Source organism: Sediminibacillus sp. JSM 1682029 (genome assembly GCF_041366435.1).
GTDB classification, from domain to species: domain Bacteria; phylum Bacillota; class Bacilli; order Bacillales; family Amphibacillaceae; genus Sediminibacillus; species Sediminibacillus terrae.
On record NZ_JBEWYY010000010.1, the window covers coordinates 45,520 to 70,640 of the forward strand.

The following is a 25,121-nucleotide window of genomic DNA, read 5'->3' on the forward strand; positions in this document are numbered from 1 at the left end:
TATTCTATTAAGGACAAAAGTCAATCATCATTGGAAAGGGGTTAGATAGAATGAGTTGTGGAAGTGATTATAAAACTGGCAGCTGCGTATGCGATATCCTGAGGGAAATCTCCGATGCGCAGTCAGATGTACTTTCTGATTGTACCACCAGCTGTGAGCAATCCATCAGCGACCTGTTAGGCGGTAACGATCCTAGCAACAATGGTTTGGACACAGTACCAGTTATTCTATACTGCAAAGGAAGCTGCAAGCCTTTCAAAGGATTTGGTGTGCCATCCGACGACTTGGGCGACGCAACCAGCAGTTTCTATTTCCGGGTGAAAACTGTGGACGACGACTGTTGTGCAGTATTGGAATTGCTGCGTGAGCCAAACGATCATGACGACGATCCAAAATCTCCAGTTGACCAGGACACCAGTCATCTAGAAGTGACTGGCATTTGCATCACAGTAGATTTGAACTGCTTCTGCCATGTTACTTGTCTGCCAGCCATCAGTGCTCTGTAATTTTCACAGCAATAAACATTTCATCGAAAGAAGTCCGGCCATGGACGGCCGGACTTTTTCTTGCTTAAAATCCCAGTAGTTTAATACTTTTGATTGTTTCCTGATCGATTTTTGCTTTGAACGGACGCTTGATCGTCTTCATGTACACAGTTCCTTCTTGATAGTCGTAGATGATTCCCCGATGTGTATCTTTATCTGTGACAACTTCGCATTTCATGCGGGGTACCGTCCTCGGCAGTCCGACAAAGTAGTCGATTTTCTCTTCGTTTGTCATGTCCCGAAACCGTTTGCGGCTCGTTCTTTGGGTTATAGCTGTTTCTTTCGCTTCTTGTTCATTCCCTGAAACTTCCGCCGGCTCTGTATTTTCTTCTGTCTTTTCTTTTGCTGTGCCCTCCGTTTCAGCAGGGGAATGCTCTGATTGTTGCAAGGCATTTTCTTTCTCTTCCTCTTCCGATTCTTTCCCGTTACTTCGCTTCCTAATTTCTTTCTCCTTTATGGAGCTTCCACGATCTGGTTTCCGTTTCTTTTTTCTCGGTGTACGGTAGTCGGTTTGCATGGAGGCAGTTGGCTTTTCCATTTTGGGCTGTGTGATATACAGCATCGGTTCACGGGCGGTGTTTTTGTTTCCCTTCATAAAAACGGCTTCCTCCCATTCTTCAAAACTCTTCCCCACATTATATGAGTATTTCCTAGGGATGTGCCTATTTTTATAAACACTATCATTGGAAAAGGAGTTGCTTGTGTTGCAATAAGTATAAACTACGACATAGTTTGAATGCGTCTTCCTGACTTCCTACTTTTGTTAAGTTGGAGTTCGACGCTGGGAAAATACCCTGCGCTTTCCGCGGGCGGCTGGTGAGCTTCCTCGAGCTGACGCTCTGCGGGATCTCACCGAGGCCTTTCCTCCCGCAGGACAGGTGTTTTCGGTGGGACGAGTAATCGCAGTCCCAAGGAAGGCTGCGGCAGCGATGCATCGCACGAAGAAAATTGTTTTGTATTTTCGAGGAGTCTCCGGGTATTTTCTTCGCTAGGAACAGCTTTCTGTTTAGAAACGCGTGTACTAGACTTTTTTTATTCATCGTACTCCATGCACCGTATCATCAAATAACATTGCTAGAAAAACAAGCGGAAAGTCCAAGGTAAAAAGACGGAACTCCAACTGTCTTTTATGAAAAGAAATACCTATTTCCTGACAAACGTTTGTAAGATGGCTTGTTGGTTCTCAAGGTAAAAGTCTACGATTCCGTTAATCAGCCTGCTCCTTAGCGTAGGTAGCATACGAAGACTCCTGCGGGAACAGCACGAGCTGAAGATCCACTTGGTAAATCGCTTTTCTTTACCAAGTTAGCTGAAGCCGTGCCCGCGGAAAGCGAAGTATGCTACCGAAGCGGTGGGTAACACGCTTTTTGAATAGGCAATGGAACTCCCCGCTACAGTTAGTCCGCAGTTTAGGTCCACTCCAACCTTCAAGGCCACACAAATATAAAAAAGGAGCTATTGCAAAAACCGCACACCAATGGGCGTGCGGTTTTCACTCTGTATTTTTTTGTTTAAATACCGAGAATGCTAAAGCCGGAATCGACATGGATAGTTTCCCCAGTCACTCCCCGGGAAAGATCGCTCATCAGATAATAGGCCGTATCGCCAACTTCTTCCTGGGTTACTGTCCGGCGCAACGGAGCTTTTTCCTCGATTTGCTTCAGTACACTGTTGAACTCGCCGATACCTTTTGCTGACAGGGTGCGGATCGGACCTGCAGAAATGGCATTGACTCGTATGTTGCGCTTTCCTAAGTCATTGGCCAAATACTTCACACTCGCATCAAGACTGGCCTTTGCGACTCCCATGACATTGTAATTTTGCACGACACGTTCTCCACCTAGATACGTCATGGTCACGATGCTTCCGCCCTCTGTCATCAGTTTTTCTGCAGCTCTTGTAACAGCGACCAGTGAAAAAGCACTTATGTTTTGTGATAACAAGAAGCCGTCCCTGCTCGTTTCGACAAACTCGCCCTTCAAATCTTCTTTATCAGCGAATGCAATACAGTGGGCTAGTCCGTGAATCGTGCCGACATCTTCACCAATTTGCTGGAACGTGGCGTTGACCGCTTCATCATTGGTGACATCACATTCATAAAACAGTGCATCCTGTCCTTCCAATGTGGATACTAACTCTTTTACCGGCTTTTCAAACCGTTCATTGGCATAAGTGAAAATCAGTCTTGCCCCGGCTTCATGCAGGGACCTTGCAATTCCCCAGGCAATACTCCTTTTATTGGCCACACCCATCACTACATATGTACGGCCTTCCAGTGAAAACTTCATTCTTTTTTCCTCCTTGAGGTTGCTTGCTTTTTAATACTAGTTATTAGTACCTGATACTATTATTATCTTATCGAAACTTTCCGCTAAACACAACTGATTTACCGAAATCAGCCCTGCCTATGCTTTTGGCACGTTCAATTCCCAAGGTACACCATACTTGTCTATCACTTTCGCATATCGAGCGTTCCAGAATGTATCCTGCAGTTCCATGGTAACTTGACCTTCGTCGGCTAAAGTCTGATAAACATGCTGGATTTCATCCTCACTTTCAAGCGCTAAGCTTATATCGATCTGATTTCCTTTGACCGGTGCTTCCCCGAACACATCGACAAAGTAAAAAACATTCCGATCATCGACGTGCAGCTCGGCGTGTATGTACTTTCCTTCGTGCCCGTTAAACATTTCTATCCCATCAGCCAGTTGTGTATTTTTGATTTCTCCACCGAAAACCTGCTTATAAAACATTAACGCCTCTTTGCAATTTTCCACGGTGATATGCGGAATGATCCTTTGCATGAACATCCACTCCTTTTCTTCATTTCCATCCATTCTTTTCATTCTCTCTATAAATACAATAATCCTGCCCGACATAAATGCCGGACAGGATTTTTTTAAAAGCCGTATTCCAATAATGACTGCAATTCTTCCACATATTCAGAAGAACCTGTCACGATAAGATGATCCCCCAACCGCAGCTCCGTATCCCCATGAGGGACGATGGAGTCTTTTCCTCGGAATATCCGCACCATGATGACATCGCCAGTGAACGGAAACTCTCTGATTAGCGTTTCATCATACACAGGGTTATTCATATTAATTTCGTACAGTGCGCTCTCCTGTTCAGTCAAAATATCCACGACGCTCGGCGCTACGATCAACGCTTTGAGCAACGCCTTGCTGGAAAGCAATACAGAGAAAACATCGATTCCCATTTCTTTCAATTCTTTATCGAGTCCAGGTTTTTCCACACGGGCGATGACACGCTCGACGCCCTTTTCTTTCGCATAGGAAGCAATTTCGGCATTCTTCTCTTCATTCCCGGTGGATACGACCAGAATGTCCACATCGAAAACGTTCTTTTTTTCCATTAACCCAATATCATAACTGTCCAACTGGGTGATATCGAAAATCGATCTGGTGATTTTCTCATCGAGCTTTTCCATTTTCGTATGGTACATATAGATTTCAAACATATTGTTATCCAACTCACGGACAACCGGCAATGTTGCCTGGTTCGTGCCGATGAATGAAACGACTTGCTTATGTTCCGGTTCCACATTATTCACATATAATTTTTTGAAAACCGGCGGAGTTACCAGACAAGTCAGAACTGCCACCAAAATCAATGCACCTTCCATCTGGTTGTCGATGATGCCCATTCTTTCTCCAATCGTGGCAGCAGCGATTACCAAAGATAAGGTTGTCGTCAGAATCATTCCGGAACTAATAACCGTCCGCCAATCATACCACTTCCTCATAATCAGCACTGGCACCAATTTAGATACCAGCAGTGCGATAAATAGCAGCGGAATCAATGCCAGCACTTTCGGATTGCTGAACAAAGACCATAAGTCGATATCGACACCGACCATGACAAAAAATATCGGAATTAAAAAGCCATAACCGAAGCTGTCCAGTTTTTGGACTAAATCCTGATTGGGAGATAACAAGGAAACCAAAGCACCGGCCAAAAACGCTCCGAGGATGTTTTCAGCACCTACTGTTTCCGACAAGGCAACCAGGAAAATGATCAGTGTAAATACGGCGCGTGTACCGATTTGGATGGTTCCTTTCGACATCGTCTCCAAAAATGTCTGGTTCCGGAAACGTTTGCCGACAAAATACAACAAAACCCCGGCACCGAATAGTATGAGCAGAAGCCACATATTGCCTGCCTCTTCACCATAAAACGAAACAAACACCGCCAATAAAATCATTGTCACAAGGTCGGCGATCACGGCAATCAACAGGATTGTCTGACCGACAGTCGTCTTCATTGCCTGTGCTTCTTTCAAAGTAGGAACGACAACACCGAGTGAAATAGTGGAAATGATCAATGTCATCAAGAACATATTGTCGATAAAGCCGCCCAGCACGAACAAGTAGGACAACAGAAGGGAAAACGCCAATATGGCCAGGAACACGATGATGGCAATCCATACAGCGCTAGGCTGTTTATTTGCTTGGCTGTTGTTGCGTTTGTTTCTGCCCTTCTTAGCAAATATCGTAAAGTCTATTTCCAAACCGCTTAAAAACATGAGAAAAATGAATCCCAACGTGGAAAGTGTCTCCAGCCAGGTGCTGTCATCTACAATGTTAAAGCCGCTATGTCCAATGATCAGCCCGACGATGATTTCAGCTACGACTACAGGAATGGCTTTCAAACGTAGGCGATGCATTAATATCGGGGTGAAAAATGCCGCTAAAATGACAATCACCAGGGAGGTTACTGATTCTCCATGCTCCATGTGTTACAACCTCCTAACCATGTATTAGTAAATTCATAAATGCTGTAGCCATTCCAAAATATATCAAGACCGAGATGATATCGTTGATTGTCGTGATAAATGGCCCGGAAGCTACTGCTGGGTCAATATTGAGCCGGTGCATCATGATAGGAATCAAAGAACCGGCGATGGTGGCCACAATCAGCGTGGCCATGATAGAAATTCCGACTAACAAGCCGAGGAAGATGTCTCCCTGCCAGATATAAACAACCAGGGTGATCACTGTCCCGCAACATAAACCGGTAATCAGTCCTGTACCGGCCTCACGGGCAATCATTTTCCACTTTCCCTGTTTTTCAAATTCTCCAGTGGCAATGCCTCGGACGGCAACTGCCAGAGCCTGTGTACCAGTATTCCCCGCCATACCGCCAATCAAGGGAATAAAAATCGCCAAGATGGCTACCTTGTCGAGGGTCTCTTCAAATCTGCCAATCAAACTTGCCGTCAGCAATCCGAGAAACAGCAGGATAATTAACCAGGGGAGACGTTTTTTCGCAGATGCAAGTGCACTGTCGTCCGGACTGTCTACGTCGGAAATACCTGCAAGCTTGGAGTAGTCGTCACTTGCCTCTTCTTCCATGACATCCATAATATCATCCACCGTGATGATTCCAAGTAAATGGTTCTGAAAATCGACTACCGGCAGCGCCAGGAAATCATAGTCCCGCATCATTTGTGCAATATCCTCCTGGTCTTCTCCGACAGGAACAGAAACCACCCTTTCGCTCATGACATCGGAAATGAGCCAATCTCCCTCTGCGATTATCAAGTCACGAAGCGACAATACACCGACAAGCCGTTTTTGATCGTCGATCACATAGGTATAGTAAATCGTTTCGGCATCTGGCGCTTCCTTGCGCAAATGCTTCATTGCCTCTTTGATGGTCTGATTGGCATTAAGGACAACGAATTCCGTCGTCATGATGCTCCCTGCCGTCTTTTCTTCGTAATGCAGCAGCTGCTTGATTTCTTCAGCAGCTTCTTTGTCCATTATCGTCAAATAGCTTGCTACCTTGTTTTTTTCAAGCTGGTTTAATATATCCACCGCATCATCCGTGGACATTTCGGCGAGGACATTCGCTGCAAAAGCAGTTGTCATTTCGGTGAAAAACGGCTCGATTTCTTCTATATCAATGTTTTCCATTACCTCGGCAATTTCTTCCGATGCCAGATAGGAATAAATCTGTTGGCGCACCTGCTCCGATTGTGTTTCGAAGATTTTTGCCTGATCGTAAGGATGCAGCTCGAGAAACTCTGCACGAAACTGGTCGATTTGCTTGTTGAATAAAGCAGTCTGTATTTTTTCCCAATATTGTTCTCTTTCTTGTTCATCTAAATGCTCCATCCATACAACCCCCTTACCTTTAGAAAGTATTATCGTAAGTGCCGGCCGACTTTTTGTCAACGACAGAAACGTGAACATATGATGTTGTTTTCGTATTTTTTGTTTGGAATGCCAAAACAACGCTTAAAATTATAACCAATTTGATGTAAACTGAACTATGTATGACTTCGGCTTCTTTTTACTTTCCATAAACAAGAAAGTAATTTATTCTATATTTTATCGAAAAAAAACCATTACAGATACTTTTTTGCATTAAGGCATGTCTCATTGGACAGAAAACCTCATCTAAATGTACAAGAAAGACTTGATTGTTTCAATATATTGAATGAAATCTTTGAACCGGATGTAAAATGGCTGACTGTTTAACTCCGTAAGCAGTCAGGAAAGAAAGGGAACCTTATGAATTCAAACAACAATTCTACAATCGATTATACATTGATATTTATCGTGCTTTTGCTTGGAATCGTCAGCTGTTTTACGCTGTATTCTGTGCAACCGTACTTGGGCAGTGAAGCGCAAGATAACTACTTTATAAAACAGATAGCCTGGTACATCGCAGGTGGCATAGTAGTGGGCGGGATCATGTGGATCGATTACGATCGCTTCCGCCATATTTCGTGGTATTTATATGGAGCAGGGATGGTCACGCTGCTGATGCTGTTCTTCCGTTTCCCGCCGCAAATTATCCATACTGCCAATAACGCGACTAGCTGGTTCATATTTCCAGGGATAGGGACCATCCAGCCTGCGGAGTTTTTCAAAGTGTTTTTAATCATCGCGTTAGCGCAAGTCATGGTCAGCCATAATGAAAAATTCAAAACACGCACCAATAAAAGTGACCTATGGCTAATAGCAAAAATAGCAGCAGTCAGTCTGCTTCCAATGGGGCTTATTGCCGTACAACCTGATTTAGGCGGTTTTCTTGTACTGGCCGCGATTGTTGCCTGTATGGTGCTTGTATCCGGCATCCGCTGGCGCGTGTTGCTGGCAGTATCACTGCTTGGGCTCATGTTGATAGCGGCAGTTATTGGTTTGTCGGTCATGTTTCCGGACACCGTAGGAACAACTTTGGAAGAAAGTGTCTTCAAGCACGTAGAAAGCCGTTTCTATGGATGGCTTGACCCTGAAAAATACGCAGAGTCTGGATACCAGTTAAAAAAAGCGATGCTCGCTATAGGTTCTGGCCAACTGACTGGTAAAGGGCTGCAGGATTTCGAAGTGGATGTCCCAGAACGGCAAACGGACATGATTTTCACTGCCATCGCAGAACAATTCGGCTTTGTAGGTGCCAGCATCGTCATTACTTTATTGTTCTTATTGATTTACCGGCTGATTTACATCGCTTTGCAAAGCAATGATGAATATGGCAGCTTTATAATCACCGGCTTGATCGGAATGTTTGCTTTTCAAATCTTCCAAAACATCGGGATGTCGGTCCAGCTCCTTCCGATCACCGGCCTGCCGCTTCCGTTCTTAAGCTACGGGGGAAGCTCGACGCTTACCTATATGATCGCAATCGGGCTTGCCTTGAATATCCGATCGCGGACAAAACAATATATGTTTGATTAACCATCGGGGTGGAATGCTAGAAGGTAGCATCCGCCCTTTTCGTTATGGATAAATAAACTCGGAACAGGAGAGATAATGGTGAAATTGGACATCATCGGCGATATCCATGGCTGCTATCAAGAACTGCAGCACTTATTCAAAGAGCTTGGCTACAAGATGATAGAAGGCGTTCCTGTGCATCCTGAGGGAAGAGTGCCAGTGTTTATCGGGGATTTGACCGATCGCGGGCCAGACTCGGTTTCGGTTATCAAGCTGGTTTATGAAATGGTTCGCGTTAAGAAATCGGCAAAATATGTACCAGGAAACCATTGCAACAAGCTTTACCGTTATTTTTTAGGAAACAACGTGAAACAACAACACGGACTGGAAACAACTGTGGCAGAATATAAATCGCTGGATAGCAAGCAGCAAAAAGTAATGCGACACCATTTTATCGATTTGTATGAAGCCGCTCCGTTATACTTGCAATTGCCGGAAGCCAGTACAGTCGTTGCCCATGCAGGCATCCGGCAGGACTTGATCGGTAAGTCAGGCAAAAAAGTAAAGACCTTCGTCCTTTATGGGGATATTACGGGCGAAACGCATGAAGACGGCCGTCCTGTCAGACGTGACTGGGCTCAGCAGTACCAGGGAGAGGATTGGATTGTTTACGGACATACGCCCGTCCGGGAACCGAGAATCGTCAACCGTACGATCAACATTGACACCGGATGCGTATTCGGCAACAAGCTGACTGCATTCAGACTCCCTGAGGAAAAAACCGTGTCCGTACCATCACAACAACCCTTCGCGGAAGAAAAATTCCGTTCCTTCGATTAATTGCGACATAGTTTGATTTTGTCTTCCTAACTTCTTACATTTGTTGAGTTGGAGTTCGACGCTGCGAAAATACCCTGCGCTTTCCGCGGGCGGCTGGTGAGCTTCCTCGAGCTGACGCTCTGCGGGATCTCACCGAGGCCTTTCCTCCCGCGGGAGTCTCCGGGTATTTTCTTCGCTAGGAACAGCTTTCTGTTTAGAAACGCGTGTACTAGACTTTTTTTATTCATCGTACTCCATGCACCGTATCATCAAATGACATTGCTAGAAAAACAAGCGGAAAGTCCAAGGTGAAAAGACGGAACTCCAACTGTCTTTTATGTAAAGAAATACCTATTTCCTGACAAACGTTTGTAAGATGGCTTGTTGGTTCTCAAGGTAAAAGTCTACGATTCCGTTAATCAGCCTGCTCCTTAGCGTAGGTAGCATACGCAGACTCCTGCGGGAACAGCACGAGCTGAAGATCCACTTGGTAAAGCGTTCTTTCTTTACCAAGTTAGCTGAAGCCGCGCCCGCGGAAAGCGAAGTATGCTACCGAAGCGGTGGGTAACACGCTTTTTGAATAGGCAATGGAACTTCCCCGCAGTTTTTAGCAAATACGCTAGTAAACGAAACAGCATATAAAGAAAACCAAACGAGTTCGGATGTAGAGTATTTCGAATCACCGTCTGGTTTTTGTTTTAGCCACTGTGCTTTGTTCCAGGGCTTATATTACTCTTCTAAAAGTTTTTTCATATCCTCCGGCATGGGAGCATAAAACTCCAGGTATTCTCCCGTAGCCGGGTGCTGAAAGGCAAGCGTCTTGCAATGAAGGGCCTGCCTCCCGATTTTATCTTTATGACCGCCGTACAAATCATCCCCCATCAAAGGATGGCCGATATGGGAAAAGTGCACGCGGATTTGATGCGTCCTTCCCGTTTCCAGTCGGACATCGACCAGGCTGCCACCGTCCGTTTGCCGGATCACCTGATAATGGGTCACGGCACGCTTTCCGCCAGCGACTACCTCCCGTTCAATCATCGAGGTCTCTTTTTTGGCAATCGGAGCCTCGATTGTCGCAACATCTGTTTTGAGTTTCCCCTCTACCAGCGCATAATAGCTTCGATTCACGTTACCTTCCTTTTGTTTTTCAAACAGTAGGGAGTGGCTGAATCGATGCTTCGCCACTAGCAACAACCCAGATGTATCCCGGTCCAGCCGTGTGACAACATGAACCGTATAGGTAAGGCCCTGACGTTCATAATAACCGATCAACGCATTGGCCATAGTTCCGGTTGGATGCAGCATGGATGGGATCGTAACCATCCCTGCAGGCTTGTTCAAGACCATGATATCTTCATCCTCGTGAACAATATCAAGCGGGATGTCTTCGCCTGTCAAATGACTGCCGCGTTTTTCCGGCGGGAACACCACTGTAAGCTCATCCCCTGCAGCCAGAACCTGCCGGACAGTTACAGGCTGTCCATTTTTCAAAATCGCACCTCCGCTAAACTTTACGGATCGCAATATCCGCCGTGAAAAGCCTTGAATTTGTTGCAGGTATTCTTTAATGAGCATGCCCTCATGCTCGGCTGTTATTTTCCAATTCAAGTTTCTCACCTTTTCATCATTAAAATTATCGTTCATCCGCAACAAAGGAATCATGTACTCTTTTCCAAAACGGGAAAGAACGGAATCGGGCGAAACGGATTTTCTCTTCCGCTACTTTACAAATAATCCTTTCGACATTTGCATACGTTTTGGTAATATGGTCGATTGTAATCAAAAAACTTTTGTCATAAATCGGCCGAAAATCACAGGCATGGTGTTTTGGCAGGATCAGCGGAGAGCCAATCGTACGAAACACCCGGTTATTGATCGATGCCATTTCAGTTATTTGAATGGATTCCAATGAGGGATGGATAATACCGCCGCCCAATGCTTTATTGTATGCCGTACTCCCGGATGGAGTAGAAATACACAGGCCGTCCCCGCGGAATGTTTCGAAGTGTTCCCCTTTGATTTCCACATCCAACACAACCGATCCTTCCGCTGTTTTAATAGAGCATTCATTCAACGCCAAGAAGCGGTCGGTTTCTCCACCTTCTTTGGGGCAAATCGTGACTTCCAACAGTGGATATTCCACTACCTGGAACGGATTTTTAGCTATTTCGATGATCAGTTTTTCCACTTCATCGGGAACCCAGTCAGCATAAAAGCCTAGATGGCCGGTATGTATCCCGATAAATGCCGTTTTATCCAAGCGATTGATGTATGTATGAAATGCTTCCAGAAACGTTCCATCGCCCCCGACAGAAACGACCAGATCTGGTTCCTCTTCATCGTAGACCAGTTCAAAATCAACTAGGTATTGCTTAATTACAGCTTTTAATTCTTCAGATTTTGTATCCCCTTTTGAAGTGATTGCAAATTTCATGACGGCTCTCGCCCTCCTTTTAGCGATTGCTTTTGTTTTTATGGAAAATTCGCTGTGCTTCCTGGACTTCGTCTTTTATTTTAGCCATTTCCTCATCCAGTTTGAATGCTGCTTCAGCAGCTCCCTGAAGTCGCGCTTTAATGTCAGACGGGATTTGCCCGTCATATTTATAATTTAATGAATGCTCATTTGTCGCCCAGAAATTCATGGCCAGTGTCCGTATTTGGATCTCGGCCATTACCATTTTTTCTCCATGAATGGTCTCCACCGGATACCGAATGATCATGTGATACGAACGGTAACCACTATCTTTTTTCTCCGATATATAATCCTTCTCCTCGATTATCGAAAAATCATTCCTGCTTCGAAGCATATCGATAATGGTATAGATATCATCAACGAACTGGCATACCACCCTGACACCGGCGATGTCCTGTATTTCATCTTCCAAACGAGGCAAATCCGTTTTTTTACGGTGAACTTTTTCCAGGATGCTTGGTACAGGTTTTACCCTTCCAGTAATGAATTCAATCGGCGAATGCCGGGATTCGAATTCAAATTGGGCCCGCATCCCTTTTAGTTTTACCTTTAATTCCTCAACAACTTGCACATACGGAGCAAGAAAAGCTTCCCAATTCACTTGTCACGCACCACCTTCGATCATCTTGCTTGCTGATACCCTTCATTTCGTCATCATTAATTGTATCATAAATCTCCAGGCGGACTACCACGAGACAATTGGCCTAACGGATTTTACCAAAGTGGCTTCTTTTGCAATCAGCCGTTTATTTCCACCATAATGAGATACAAGTAATAATGAAACAGGAGGAATGAGAATGACACAGGAAATAGAAATTGAATTTAAAAATCTGCTGACGAAGGAAGAATATGATCGTCTTTGTGAATTTTTAGAGGTAGAAGAATCAGGTGCGCTAAGTCATACGAATCATTATTTTGAAACTCCGGGATTTGAATTGAAGCAGCACGGATCTGCACTGCGCATACGCGAAAAAAACGGGCAATGGCAGTTGACTTTGAAGGAACCACATCCAGAAGGACTGCTGGAAACCCACGATACACTGACAGAACAAGAAGCAGATTCATGGATCAACGGAGACATCATTCCGAAACCACAGGTTGCAGTACAGCTCAACCAGTTGGGAATTGACTTTGCCGCACTGAATTATGGCGGTGCTCTGACGACACGAAGAATCGAAACAGAATTCAAAGGAACCATTGTCGTATTGGACCAGAGCACCTATAACGGCTATACCGATTATGAATTGGAAGTAGAAGCGCAAGAACGACGGCATGGCCAGAGAGTTTTCGACGAGCTTCTTGAACGGCTGGAAATTAGAAAAAAACAGACACCGAACAAAATCCAAAGGTTTTACGACTCCATGGAAAACAGATAAGTTGCCCAACACAACCGCCAATTGTTACAATAAGGAAAAATCTCGTTAAGCTTGTTTTTCGTACAGCCGAATTTATAAATTCATGGCTGGGGAAAGCTTAAAATTGATTTTCTTGCAAAGTTGGAGAGGAAATGAAACATGACTGATTCCGTTACCCTGTATGAAGCCATGGGCGGCAGGGAAAAAATAGAAAAACTAGTTCAAGCCTTTTATAAACGGGTGGCGAAACATCCGGCATTAATACCGATATTTCCAAATGATTTAACGGAAACCGCAAGAAAACAACAACAGTTCCTTACGCAGCTGTTCGGCGGTCCAGCTTTATATACGGAAGAACACGGGCATCCAATGCTGCGGAGACGGCATTTGCCGTTTCCGATCACCCCGTCCAGACGTGACGCCTGGCTCGAATGCATGGAACAAGCCTTAGCAGAAGCCGAAGTGGAAGAGCCCTATCGTAGTGCCATTTTTGAACGATTGACTATGACAGCATCGCATATGATGAATACACCTGAGGATGAGAAAGGAGAATCGTTGTGAGCTGGAAACCGACTGGGCCAACTAGTAATTCAGGCACAAGAAACTCGGCGCAGTATGGCTTTTTCGATTTGTTGAAAAAACCGGTTGAAATTTATGTCTTCGTAGATCCTTTGTGTCCGGAATGCTGGTCTTTGGAACCAAGCTTGAAAAAGCTTTCCATTGAGTATGGCAGGTTTTTTACCATTCGTCCGATTCTGAGCGGGCATCTTACCGTGTTGAATAAAGATAAATTCGATAAACCTAAAAAATTGAAGGATATTTGGGAACGGACAGCCTCCCGAACTGGTATGAGTTGTGACGGTGACTTATGGCTGGAGAATCCCATCAATCTTCCGTGGCTTGCATCCATTGCAATCAAGGCGGCAGAACTGCAAGGAAAAAAAGCCGGAAGAAACTTCTTGCGTAAAGTGCAAGAAAAGCTATTCTTGAATAAACGTGATATATCTGATGAAGCAACCTTGGTTGAGTGTGCCAGAGAAGTGAACCTTGATGTACAAGAATTCACACAGGATCTGTATTCTAATTCTGCCAAAAAAGCTTTACAATGTGATTTGAAGCTGACGCAAGAGATGGAGGTCGAGTACATTCCTACCATGGTATTCTTCAATGAATCGGAGGAAGAAGGCGGCTTGAAAGTCTCGGGTCTGTATCCTTATGATATTTATGTAAAAGTATTAAAGCAAATGCTGCAGATGGATCCGCCTCCGGCAAAGAAACCGGAGTTGGAAGAGTTCATTTCCTATTACGGTTTTGTCGGCAACAAGGAAATATCCGTTGTCTATGACTGGTCTAAGGAAAAAACAGAAAAAGAAATGAAAAAACTGCAGTTGAAACAAATGGTGGAAAAAGTTCCGGTGAAGTATGGAACCTTTTACCGGCACGTTAAAGGCTGATTCCACCTCTTGTTCTCACAAGGACGTTTATGACACCCCGGTAATTTGCCGGGGTGTTTTTTATAACACAGCGCAATGGATAGATAATGTGCTGTAACTGTAAGGGAAGTTCTACTGCCTATCCAAAAAGAGTGTCAACCACCGCTTCGGTAGCATACTTCGCTTTCCGCGGGCACGGCTTCAGCTAACTTGGTAAAGAAAAGCGCTTTACCAAGTGGATTTTCAGCTCGCGCTGTTCCCGCTGGAATCTGCGCATGCTACCTGCGCTAAGGAGCATGGGGACAATCGCAAGCGTAGAAATTGTTTCCTTGAGACTCGACAAGCCATCTTAAAAACGTTGGTCAAGGAAATAGGCTATTTCTTTTCATCAAAAACAGCCGGAATCCGTCTTTTCTCCTTCTCTCGACTTTTCGTTTGTTTCCCTAGCTATGTCTTTTGATAAGATACTTCTTTCAGTCCCAAGTGAATCAAAAATATCTAATACACTCATTTATAAACAGGAAACTGGTCCTAGCGGAAGAAATACCCGGAGACTCCAGCGGGAGGAAAGGCCTCGGCGAGATCCCGCAGAGCGTTAGCTCGAGGAAGCTCACCAGCCGCCCGCGGAAAGCGCAGGGTTTTTCTGCAGCGCCGAGAGTCCCACTCAACGAATGTAGGAAGGTAAAAAGGTTAGGAAGACGAATTTTTATGAAACATAAAAAAAGGAAGGATATACAGTGTATATCCTTCCTTTTGTCTATGTTCTATAGACAAAGGGGGATGGGAGAAAGTTAAGTCAAACAAAGGGGTATTGTTTGTTAATTATCTCACAAGTAAAATATATCAAGAATAAAAATAGGAAGCAATAGTTTTGCTCATGTATTCACAAAACTGTCATACTTCTATCAAGTTAACAGAATGCATACAATTTTCTTAACAACACCAAAAGGAGGCCGGAACATGCATGGCCTACTGCCTTTTCTCTTCTTCCTGGCAGCTGTAGCGGCATTTTTCTTTAACTTGTTGGGTTTTATGCGGCTCTTCCCTTTGTACATCACGGCACCTCTTTTATTTATCACTATATATCTGACAATCTTCTCTTTCGTTTACAGGAATGCCTTCAAGGGGTTTTCCAGGATGAGAAGCCGCAGGTGGTGAACAGAGCAGACACCTTCAACACAGGGTGTCTGCTCTGTTTTTTCATTCTACTTTATCTAACAAAGATTCCATTTCCGAAAGCTTATCTTCAAACACACGTAGTGCGTCTAAGATCGGTTTCTTCGATGTCATATCGACTCCCGCTTTTTTCAATACTTCGATTGGATAATCACTGCTCCCTGCCTTCAAGAATTCTAAATACCGTTCGACAGCAGGCTGTTCTTCTTTCAATATTTGCGAGGCTAATGAAGTCGCTGCAGAATACCCGGTCGCATATTGATACACATAGTAATTGTAGTAGAAATGTGGAATCCGTGCCCACTCAAGTCCGATTTCTTCATCGATCACCAATTCATCACCAAAATATTTTTTGTTCAACTCATAATACATCTCTGTCAATTTATCCGCGGTCAAAGCCTCCCCATTTTGCATATGAGTATGGATGTCATGCTCAAACTCAGCAAACATCGTCTGACGGAATACAGTACCGCGAAAGCCTTCAAGGAAGTGGTTCAGCAAGAATAGTTTTTCTTTTTCATCCTCGGTGTTCTGGATAAGGTACTCATTCAAAAGAGCTTCATTACAAGTCGATGCCACTTCAGCTACGAAGATGGAATAATTTCCGTAACGGAACGGTTGATTGTTCCTGGAATAGTAACTATGCATGGAATGCCCCAACTCATGGGCAAGCGTGAACAGATTGTTCAAGTTATCCTGCCAATTCAATAGGATATATGGGTTGGTGCCGTAAGCACCTGAGGAGTAAGCCCCGCTGCGTTTACCTTTGTTTTCATCCACATCAATCCAACGGTCTTTATATCCTTCCCGGATGGTGTTTACATACTCTTCTCCCAGGGGTGCCAATCCCTTCAGCACCGTTTCTTGTGCTTCTTCATACGGTATCTTCATCGAGATATCCTTCACAAGCGGTGTATAAAGATCGTACATGTGCAGCTCATCAAGCTTGAGTACGCGCTTGCGAAGCTCAACATAGCGATGCAGAAGCGGCAGTCGTTCATTGACGGCACTGACAAGGTTATCGTAGACCTCTTCCGGGATATTATTGTTATCCAACGCTGCCTGGCGGGCCGAATCGTATTTACGTATTTTCGCATAAAAATTATTCTTTTTGACAGCTCCACTCAAGGTAGAAGCAAAGGTGTTTTTAAAGCTGCCGAATGTTTCATACATCGCCTTGAAAGCCTCTTTCCGCACACGTGGGTCATCGGATTCCAAAAAGTTGATATATCGTCCATGCGTCAGATCGACTTCATTTCCGTCCTCGTCCTTGATCGATGGAAAGGTTAAATCGGCGTTGTTTAACATCCCAAAAGTCTGAGACGGATTATCGGTAACTTCGGAGACCTCCGCGAGCAGTTCCTCTTCCTTTTCTGATAAAACATGCGGACGTTGCCTGTTTATTTCATTCAAGGTATGTTCATACTGCTTCAATTCTGGATTTTCTTCGACAAATGTCTTCAGCTTATCCTCATCCAACGACAAAATCTCTGGTACAATGAAGCTCATTGCACTCGACGCCTGTGTAAGAATATTTTCCGCTTTTGCGTTCAACGCCTGATATAGTGAATTGGTTGTATCCTGGTCGTATCTCATATGAGCGTATGTATAAAGTTTGCCCAAACGCTCGGACACATTATCTTGTAGTTTCAAAAGGTTATAAAGCGTATCTGACGATTCATTTACCTTTCCCTGATATTGTTTGAATTCCGGCAGTTTGCTTTTCAACGATTCAAATTCTTTTTCCCATTCTTCATCTATGACAAAGATATCTTCCAGTCTCCAAGTTCGTTCTAATGGTACTTGTTCACGGCTTTGCAATTCTTTGTTCGCTTGTGTCAACACCTATTCCTCCTTGAAAATTATTCAGCTATCCATTTCCCAATTCTCGGTATATCCCGCATACTCCTTCCTGCAAAAGGAGAGCTCTTTTCTATTATATCGTTTTTACTGTTCAATCATGCGAGTTGATGCTTGAGAAATCTCTTTGTTTTTTCAGGACGTGGATAACCTTTCTGTCATCACTTAAAGCTTGTTCCACATTTTCATGAAAAGTAATCGGAGTTTGTTTTTTCAATTGGCGTTCATTCACAAGGGATATTATGCGAAGGGATTCTAACAGTTTTAAATATTCTCGGATGGGATCTGTTTGATTTCTTATAAGAGGAAAGTCGGATGTGGGAGTGATTGCCGTTCTTAAAAGATGATAGCAGGGATCGAGGGAGACGATATGATGGAGTGGCAGCAACTTCAGGTATTCGAGGCACAACCTGCTTTGCCAATCCCACGGCGGAGTTTTCATTCTATACTGGCCGATAACTGGAAGATGTACGTAGCTTGGCAAAAGGGACTGGTGACAACCTCTTTGATAAAGCCATTGCCGCCAAGACTGATGAAGAGATCCTGTCCATTTTGATGGGGGTTTTGTCCGGAACTTCTGTTTGTCTTGCAGCCAACTTTCCAGTAAAAAAGATGGAAAATGTCTCTTATCTTGAAATAAAGAGAGAAAGCGGGAGTGTTGCAATGAAAGAAAATGCAAGTCTCCATAAAAAGTGCTGTTTCCTGCTGGCTGTATCTGCCGAAACAGACAAAGTTGGCCAGTATTGGGACAATAAAAGTTCATCAGCAGAGAATCACTTTGATTGAATCTTGTTAAAAACGACTGATCTATTGATGACATCCGGATTTTCCTTGCGCCTGTTCGTTTCAAACGATTTCCACCCAATATCCACAATGGTTCGATACCAAGTTTGCAGTAATCTTCCGTCCGCTTGTACATTTCTTCCCTCGTCAATGCTGCACATTGAAATTCCAGAGCTATCACTTTTTTCCCGAGACGAATCAATATATCCGGTCTTCTGCCGATTTCCGGCAAATATTTTTCCATCGTTGCTTCCAGACCTTGATATACAAGCCATCGGAATAAATGCAACTTCCCTCTTTCATGGTACTCTCCTTCTCCTCCGGAAACAGCACAAGAACTGTTGGGAGAATGTGAAAAGTGTGCGATCATCTTCCTGCCTGCTTTGACGATAACCCTCTCGCCGCAAACGGGACAGTAAAACCGCTGTTGAGTACGTAACCGCTCCACAGTCGAACGATTAGAATAAGCCAGGATGACCGGCACTCCATCCTGGTTGCAAGCTTGCAGCATATTGCCATCACCTTCTTTTTCCAATAATAAAAGTTGCTCCCCGCAAATGGATTTCATTGATTATACTAAGCAAGCAATCCGAAGGGAAACAGCTTTTACATAAAAAGATTCGTTGTTCGAGGAACAATTCCTGCCTAAAAGAATATGTTGCAAAAAAATAAGGCATTCGACTTCGTCGAATGCCTTGCTTACTTAGCGGGAAAATATTGCTTAATTTGCGAAAGAGCACGCTCGGCAAATATTGGATTGCCGTACTCTTCCAGCCGATGGATGGTAATCGTGGACTCGTGCCCGAATTCGAGCAACTGACTCAAAATATCTTCTTGCTCATCATCTGTCATGAAGTTTTCCTCAAACTCCAGATATAATAAATACTGGTCCTCGAAATGGTAAAGACGATCTGTCAATCCTTCTGTTTCGCTAAAATAATGGCTTAGTTGAATGACATCTTCAAAATCTTTAAAGCTTACCACGAACGACAAATTACCCTCCTCATCCTCATCGGAATGATGATTGGTATCATGACCAGCCTCGTCGGAATTGCCAAACTTCTCATCCAGCATCGATTCGATTTTCTCGTCGACCGGCATATCGATTGTCTTGCCATTTTCTGTTGGCAGCTCAAGGTTTTGGCCGTCCTTGGATAATTGGGCTTTTGTAACGACGATTTCCAATCCTTTATCAAGTGCCTGTACTTGAATCCATAAAGGACCATCTACATTGAAATCATCTTCTTTATAATTCACTTCATCCATTACTTGCCAAAAAAGCTGCTCGCTCCGCTCGCGATTATACCAAATTTCTTCACGATCGAATCCTCTATCTTCTATATCCATATAAGAAATGTAAAATTTGACTGTATTTTCATTTATCCGTTCTATTTCCACTTTCTTCTCTCTCCCTTCTACTTATTATTAGGTGGAAGAGAAAAACTTCACCTATTTGTAATCCTATAAATCCATACCCGATACGAGTATCCATCAACCCTCAAATATAAGCAACAGCTTCTTATCTTTATTTTATGATAAATAAATTGTTTTTGAAAATATAAAAGCCTATATTTTCTAAAAAACAAAGATTATACTCATTAAATAATACACAAACCGGATCCTTGGGATGCCAGCCTGTAAATATTTATTTTAGCTTATTTATGACAAAATGTCATCCCTTTATGCCCGTTGAGTTTACTGAAAAATTTGGCAAGTGATCCTTCAGTCTCAACGACACGGATGATTGACTTATAAGGCAAAAACCACTTGATGCTGAAGCCAAATGGTACGAGAGATGGCCCAATAAGCATGACCAAGTCATGTCCGTTATCCATCTTCAAGAATAGAAAAAGCGCAGGTCCTGTAAAAAAGACCCGCGCCTCTTATGTTATATTAGTTAACCATTCTTTGTGCTTCCCGCAATTGGAAAGTACGGACAGTTCTAGGTAAGAATCTGCGAATTTCATCTTCATTATAACCTACCTGCAATCGTTTCTCATCGAGAATGATCGGGCGGCGAAGAAGACCAGGATTTTCTTGAATTAAGTTAAAGAGGTCTTTCATTGGAAGTTGATCAAGATTCATATCTAGTTTTTGAAAAACTTTAGACCTTGTAGAAATTATTTCATCGGTACCATCTTCTGTCATTCTCAAAATTTCCTTGATTTCATCAAGTGTCAAGGTTTCCGAGAAGATATTTCGCTCACTGAATGGTATATCATGCTCTTCTAACCATGCTTTTGCTTTACGGCAAGATGTACAACTTGGTGAGGTATAAAGTGTTACCATGGAAACTTCACTCCTCATAGCGCAGATTATTTATCGTCATTTCATGATTTTGAAGAAGATATTAAATTAAAATTACTTTAAATAACTCTTCTATGTATAGTATACTACACTTGTCAATATGAAGGTAGGTTTTTATGCAAATTCCTGAATTAATTTGCCATCTTCTTAAAAGTTGTCACAAAATGAAATAAAGTTATATTTAAAGTACCCCGCCTTCCTTTTCATTAAACCATTTTTTTAAAATTTTTTTCAGTTTTGCTTTTTGCTCTTAAAAATAAGGAAGAACTGGTCAATATATATGTAATAGAATAAAGCCGCCCCTGACAGCGGGCAGCTTTGGTAATTATCACACGCCTTCGGACTGTTTCAAGGCATCAAAAATATCGTCCGTATCGCGATCATTGTCATACGTCAGTACTTCGTCAACCGGTTGATAGGACTTTCCGTAAATTTCTTCATCCTTATAGGTATGAATGTCTTCGTACATCTTTTTCATTTGTTTGTAGATTTCTTCTTCGTCCTGATTATCCGGACTCCAATATAATATCTCCATAGGAGTCTCTTCGTTCGTCGCAAGGCTTCGGCGGTTGTAGCCGATTGACTGTGCGTGGACAAAGCCCTCTCGCTGGTAAAACTTCAACCGTTTTTCCGTGTCGCTGTCTTCATAATCAACAGGTTCCACTTCCAGAATAATCGGTTTTTTCTTCGCTTTCAGCTTTTCAATCAATTTATGTCCCAAGCCCTGCCCCCTGGAGGCTGCCGATACATAAACATAATCGATAAAGATGAATGATTTGAACTCTGCGTACATAAGCACATGATATGGTCCTTCGTCTTTATAATAGACGTCGCCTTTTTCCTTTAACAGCATTTCCATATGCTTTTGAGACTTCATCTCTTCTACGGGAAAATACTTGTTTAGCTTTTCGTACCAGTTCATTGATCTACTCCTTGTATTTGTAGTCCTTTTTATTATAACGGAATATTCTTCAATTGTTAAATCTTCTCACAGACTCCCATTAGCTTTTCCCGGATATTTAGTTTCTAATCATGCACTTTAAAGCGGAATTTTCTATAACGTAAAAACACTGCCGGTAATACCGGCAGTGTTTGTTTATTCATTTAAGGGTGTATAGTCGACATTTTCTGTATAACTGTTTCCAGAATTCCAAATGAGAAATTCCTCGATCCCATTCTCATTTAGAGCTTTTATTTGCGCTTCGACTTCCTCTTTGCCGTACTGTTTTGTTTTACCACTATACAACCACGGCGCTTCAAAATCCTGAATCCACGGCCGTGATACCGGGGGGTCTTCCAAGCTATCCAGTACCTCGTTTTCCACCTTGGCATATTCGGAAACCAATTTGTATGGCTCCTCATCAGGATTATCAATGCCGAAATAAGATGTCCAGTGACTCGGGTAAATCATGGATGAAATCACGTCCACATTGTCAGCGATTTTAGAAAAGTTTTGTCCGATTCCAGGGGCCTCTTCAATAGTCGCTGAATAGCCAAAGATATCGACTGACACATCGACGTCATAATCGGACAGTTCCTCCCTGGCATGTGCAACGAAGTCCGTGACAGCTTTCACTCGTTTTTTCACCCCGTTCATTTCCAAATCGGCATAATCCCCCTGGTCGTACTCCAAATCCTTAGCCCGTCTCTCAAAACCTTCTGGAAAGCGGACATAATCAAACTGGATTTCTTGAAAACCCATTTCGGCCACCTGTTTTGCCAATTCAATATTATAGTCCCATACTTCTTTTTTAAAAGGGCTGACAAAGGCTTCTCCCTTGCCATTTGTCCATACTTCCCCGTTTTGAGTGAAAGACAAATCGGGACGTTCTTTAGCCAGTACAGAATCCTTAAATACAACAACCCTGGCAATCGGATAGATTCCTTCTTCCTCCAGCCGTTTTAGCATCTTCTCCGGGTCTCCGATATAATTGGTGCCCACATCTGCATAAGGGGAATCTTCAGCAAATTCAAAGGTTATATTGCCATGATCCTCTTTCACGTCAATCACCATACTATTCAACTCTGTGTCATTAATCAGCTTGATCAATCGGTCAAATCGTTCCCCGCCTGCTGAATTTCCTGTTACATAGATTCCCCTGACGTGGTCGGGATACTCAAAATTCAATCCTGAGTTATAAGAAAATCGTGAAATTCGTTCGGGGATTTTGTATGCTTCTACACTACTCGTGCTCTGTTGGTGGTTCTTCATGGTTTTCGCTTCCTCTTCGGCGGCCACCACTCTTTGGGCCGATACGGTCATCAATAATAGCAGGACAGTAATCATTGTCTTCAGTTGTCGTTTCCCCATCGCTATCAAACTCCTATTTTATGTATTGAGGTTTATTTCTATTATAAAAGAAACAGGTGGAAGCTTGGAACCCGAAATTGCTGTTTTTGTCGTATTTTTACTATTTTTGACTAATATCTTCTAATGCTAGTACTTTTGCGGTGTGAATCAGAAAAGCGTCCTAAAAACGATACATTCGTAAAACCTGGTCAAGCTTACAAAAGTCAAATACAGAAGCGACACCCCAACAGCTGGATGGCACACTTATGAATGAATAAAAAGACAAAAAAATCATCAGCATAGCTTTAAATGCTGATGATTTTCCGAAGAAAGACTTATTTTAAATCGAGCCCTTCTTTTTATTTTATCATGAATCTGCTATTTTCAATTTTTATTTAACTCTTGCTTGTATGCTTCAAACTCTTTGCTTGTACATGACACCCAGTGCCCTGGCGTGATTTCCCGAAATTCCGGCTCTTCGCTTGTATCATGTTGGCTTGGATCATATTCCACACGCTGGCGGTTTCGTTCGTAATCAGGATCTGGCAATGGTATGGCCGAAAGAAGGGATTTCGTATATGGATGTAACGGATTTTTGTACAGCTCATCACTATCTGCCAGTTCTACCAGTTTTCCGAAATACATAACCCCGATGCGGTCACTGATATATTTTACCATGGACAAGTCGTGCGCGATAAATAGATAAGTCAATCCATGATCCTCTTGCAATTCTTTCAACAAGTTTACTACTTGTGCTTGAATGGACACATCAAGCGCGGAGATTGGTTCGTCGGCAATGATAAATTCTGGATCAACTGCCAAAGCCCTTGCGATACCAATCCGCTGCCGCTGTCCACCACTGAATTCATGCGGATAACGGTTGGCGTGTTCCTTATTCAGTCCGACTCTTTCCAGCAACTCTTCCACCCGTTGTTTACGTTCCTGTGGAGTCTTGGACAATCCATGAACATCCAGTCCTTCTGCAATGATATCCATTACCGTCATACGCGGATTCAAAGAGGCATATGGATCTTGGAAAATCATTTGCATCTTCTGATTGAACTTTTTCAAATCCTGGCTGTTTTTCTTACCATGAACATCTTCACCCTTGAATTTCACATTACCATCCGTTGCATCATACAAACGGATGATAGTACGGCCTGTTGTCGATTTACCACAGCCAGATTCACCGACCAGACCAAAGGTTTCTCCTTTATAAATATCAAAAGAAATACCATCTATTGCTTTTACGACACTGTGCCTTCCCGTTTTAAAGTATTGCTTTAAATTGCTAACTTCCAATAATTTTTCTTGAGTCACGGTCACGGCCGTTCACCTTCCTTCGATTCGCCGGCTCCTGTCTGGGCAAATCCCTTCATACGACGCTTAACTGCCTCTGGAGGTTCTATGTCCGGTGCATATTCGTGCAAGAGCCAAGTCGCCGCATAGTGGGTATCTGACACTTTGAACATCGGAGGTTCCATTTCCTTATCTATTTCCAATGCATATTCGTTCCGTGGAGCGAAAGCATCCCCTTTAGGCGGCTTCAGCATATCCGGAGGCGAACCTGGAATAGCGATAAGGCTGTCCTCTGTACTATCAAGCGTCGGCATCGATCCCAACAATCCCCATGTATATGGGTGTTTCGGATTATAGAAAATTTCATCGACAGTGCCGATTTCCACGATCTTGCCGGCATACATTACGGCAACACGATCAGCAACGTTTGCCACTACACCTAAATCATGGGTGATAAAGATAATCGAGCTTTCTGTTTTCTTTTGAATATCCTTCATCAATTCCAGAATTTGTGCCTGGATGGTTACATCCAATGCTGTTGTCGGTTCGTCGGCAATCAATATCTTCGGGTTACATGCCAACGCAATGGCAATCACGACACGCTGCCGCTGCCCGCCTGAGAATTGGTGTGGATACTGATTGATTCTCTCCGTCGGATTCGGAAGTCCTACAAGCTCCAACAATTCGATAGCACGGCTTTTCGCCTGTGCCCGGCTCATTTTTTGATGCTTGATGAGCCCCTCCATGATCTGATTGCCGATTTTCATCGTAGGGTTCAAAGATGTCATCGGATCCTGGAAAATGGTCGAGATATCTTTTCCACGGATTTGCTGCATCTCTTTTTCCTTCAATTTTGCTAAATCCTTGCCATCAAACAATATTTCTCCTTGTTTAATCCGGCCCGGCGGTGAGGGAATCAATCTTGCGAGTGCTCTCGTAGTTACGGATTTACCAGAACCCGATTCCCCGACAATCGCTAATGTTTCTCCTTTTTTCAGGTCAAAGGTAACACCGCGTACCGCTTTTACTTCTCCGCCGTACGTATCAAAGGAGATGTGTAAGTCATTTACTTCTAAAATCTTCTCCATGTCAG

22 protein-coding genes are annotated in these 25,121 nt (G+C 43.4%); 6 read left to right on the forward strand and 16 right to left on the reverse strand.

From position 1 onward, the window contains the following. Positions 1 to 50: 50 nt before the first annotated feature. Positions 51 to 506, forward strand: coding sequence for a CotY/CotZ family spore coat protein (locus ABVF09_RS15610; RefSeq protein WP_026571088.1), 456 nt, complete (start codon positions 51 to 53; stop codon positions 504 to 506). Between the two features lie 64 nt (positions 507 to 570). Here the strand turns inward: ABVF09_RS15610 and ABVF09_RS15615 are convergent, their stop codons facing one another. From ABVF09_RS15615 to mgtE, 5 genes are all read right to left on the reverse strand, one after another. Then, a complete protein-coding gene (locus tag ABVF09_RS15615) occupies positions 571 to 1,140 on the reverse strand; it encodes a CotO family spore coat protein (protein WP_026771730.1) in 570 nt (189 codons plus the stop codon). Positions 1,141 to 2,056: 916 nt separating this feature from the next. Then, entirely contained in the window at positions 2,057 to 2,833 is a 777-nt protein-coding gene (gene fabI, locus ABVF09_RS15620; protein ID WP_026571090.1) for an enoyl-ACP reductase FabI, read from the reverse strand. Positions 2,834 to 2,950: 117 nt separating this feature from the next. Next, positions 2,951 to 3,349 carry a VOC family protein gene (locus ABVF09_RS15625; RefSeq protein WP_026771731.1) on the reverse strand — a complete coding sequence of 133 codons (399 nt, stop codon included), beginning with the start codon at positions 3,347 to 3,349 and terminating at the stop codon, positions 2,951 to 2,953. 95 nt (positions 3,350 to 3,444) lie between these two features. After that, positions 3,445 to 5,301 (reverse strand): monovalent cation:proton antiporter family protein, encoded by a 1,857-nt coding sequence (locus ABVF09_RS15630; RefSeq protein ID WP_026771732.1) that lies wholly within the window; start codon positions 5,299 to 5,301, stop codon positions 3,445 to 3,447. Positions 5,302 to 5,314: 13 nt separating this feature from the next. Continuing rightward, a complete protein-coding gene (mgtE, locus tag ABVF09_RS15635) occupies positions 5,315 to 6,685 on the reverse strand; it encodes a magnesium transporter (RefSeq protein WP_026571093.1) in 1,371 nt (456 codons plus the stop codon). Positions 6,686 to 7,084: 399 nt separating this feature from the next. Between mgtE and ABVF09_RS15640 the strand changes: the two genes are divergently transcribed. Both ABVF09_RS15640 and prpE read left to right on the forward strand, forming a co-directional pair. After that, a complete protein-coding gene (locus ABVF09_RS15640; protein ID WP_371069614.1) occupies positions 7,085 to 8,254 on the forward strand; it encodes an FtsW/RodA/SpoVE family cell cycle protein in 1,170 nt (389 codons plus the stop codon). 78 nt (positions 8,255 to 8,332) lie between these two features. Next, entirely contained in the window at positions 8,333 to 9,073 is a 741-nt protein-coding gene (gene prpE, locus ABVF09_RS15645) for a bis(5'-nucleosyl)-tetraphosphatase PrpE (protein WP_371069615.1), read from the forward strand. Between the two features lie 708 nt (positions 9,074 to 9,781). On the opposite strand, the gene ABVF09_RS15650 is transcribed toward prpE, so the two are convergent. The 3 genes from ABVF09_RS15650 to yjbM are packed head-to-tail and all read right to left on the reverse strand — an operon-like array spanning position 9,782 to position 12,126. Next, a complete protein-coding gene (locus tag ABVF09_RS15650; protein WP_321172305.1) occupies positions 9,782 to 10,714 on the reverse strand; it encodes an RluA family pseudouridine synthase in 933 nt (310 codons plus the stop codon). Further along, entirely contained in the window at positions 10,686 to 11,486 is an 801-nt protein-coding gene (locus ABVF09_RS15655; protein ID WP_026571097.1) for an NAD kinase, read from the reverse strand. The genes ABVF09_RS15650 and ABVF09_RS15655 overlap by 29 nt, the downstream gene beginning before the upstream one ends. 19 nt (positions 11,487 to 11,505) lie before the next feature. Next, the gene (gene yjbM, locus ABVF09_RS15660; protein WP_026571098.1) at positions 11,506 to 12,126 is read right to left on the reverse strand and encodes a GTP diphosphokinase; all 621 of its coding nucleotides are present in this window, start codon (positions 12,124 to 12,126) and stop codon (positions 11,506 to 11,508) included. Between the two features lie 196 nt (positions 12,127 to 12,322). On the opposite strand from yjbM, the gene ABVF09_RS15665 reads away from it, so the two are divergent. The 3 genes from ABVF09_RS15665 to ABVF09_RS15675 all read left to right on the forward strand — a co-directional run bounded on the left by ABVF09_RS15665 (position 12,323) and on the right by ABVF09_RS15675 (position 14,334). Beyond that, on the forward strand, positions 12,323 to 12,901 hold the full coding sequence (locus ABVF09_RS15665) for a CYTH domain-containing protein (protein ID WP_371069616.1): 579 nt from the start codon (positions 12,323 to 12,325) through the stop codon (positions 12,899 to 12,901). A 138-nt stretch (positions 12,902 to 13,039) separates the two neighbouring features. Next, the gene (locus tag ABVF09_RS15670) at positions 13,040 to 13,441 is read left to right on the forward strand and encodes a globin domain-containing protein (protein WP_026571100.1); all 402 of its coding nucleotides are present in this window, start codon (positions 13,040 to 13,042) and stop codon (positions 13,439 to 13,441) included. Further along, on the forward strand, positions 13,438 to 14,334 hold the full coding sequence (locus ABVF09_RS15675) for a ClpXP adapter SpxH family protein (protein ID WP_026571101.1): 897 nt from the start codon (positions 13,438 to 13,440) through the stop codon (positions 14,332 to 14,334). Before ABVF09_RS15670 ends, ABVF09_RS15675 begins: the two co-directional genes overlap by 4 nt. Before the next feature lie 1,179 nt (positions 14,335 to 15,513). On the opposite strand, the gene pepF is transcribed toward ABVF09_RS15675, so the two are convergent. The 8 genes from pepF to ABVF09_RS15715 all read right to left on the reverse strand — a co-directional run bounded on the left by pepF (position 15,514) and on the right by ABVF09_RS15715 (position 25,116). After that, entirely contained in the window at positions 15,514 to 17,331 is a 1,818-nt protein-coding gene (gene pepF, locus ABVF09_RS15680) for an oligoendopeptidase F (RefSeq protein WP_153462275.1), read from the reverse strand. Between the two features lie 112 nt (positions 17,332 to 17,443). Next, positions 17,444 to 18,667, reverse strand: a complete 1,224-nt coding sequence (locus ABVF09_RS15685; protein ID WP_371069617.1) for a competence protein CoiA — start codon at positions 18,665 to 18,667, stop codon at positions 17,444 to 17,446. Positions 18,668 to 18,831: 164 nt separating this feature from the next. Then, the gene (gene mecA / locus ABVF09_RS15690; RefSeq protein ID WP_026771738.1) at positions 18,832 to 19,530 is read right to left on the reverse strand and encodes an adaptor protein MecA; all 699 of its coding nucleotides are present in this window, start codon (positions 19,528 to 19,530) and stop codon (positions 18,832 to 18,834) included. A gap of 495 nt (positions 19,531 to 20,025) precedes the next feature. Continuing rightward, a complete protein-coding gene (spxA, locus tag ABVF09_RS15695) occupies positions 20,026 to 20,421 on the reverse strand; it encodes a transcriptional regulator SpxA (RefSeq protein ID WP_026571105.1) in 396 nt (131 codons plus the stop codon). A gap of 346 nt (positions 20,422 to 20,767) precedes the next feature. Further along, positions 20,768 to 21,361, reverse strand: a complete 594-nt coding sequence (locus tag ABVF09_RS15700) for a GNAT family N-acetyltransferase (RefSeq protein ID WP_371069618.1) — start codon at positions 21,359 to 21,361, stop codon at positions 20,768 to 20,770. Positions 21,362 to 21,535: 174 nt separating this feature from the next. Next, the gene (locus tag ABVF09_RS15705) at positions 21,536 to 22,750 is read right to left on the reverse strand and encodes a putative glycoside hydrolase (protein WP_371069619.1); all 1,215 of its coding nucleotides are present in this window, start codon (positions 22,748 to 22,750) and stop codon (positions 21,536 to 21,538) included. 363 nt (positions 22,751 to 23,113) lie between these two features. After that, complete coding sequence (locus tag ABVF09_RS15710) at positions 23,114 to 24,049, reverse strand: ABC transporter ATP-binding protein (protein ID WP_026571107.1); 936 nt, start codon at positions 24,047 to 24,049, stop codon at positions 23,114 to 23,116. Between the two features lie 2 nt (positions 24,050 to 24,051). Beyond that, a complete protein-coding gene (locus ABVF09_RS15715) occupies positions 24,052 to 25,116 on the reverse strand; it encodes an ABC transporter ATP-binding protein (protein WP_026571108.1) in 1,065 nt (354 codons plus the stop codon). Positions 25,117 to 25,121: the final 5 nt, after the last annotated feature.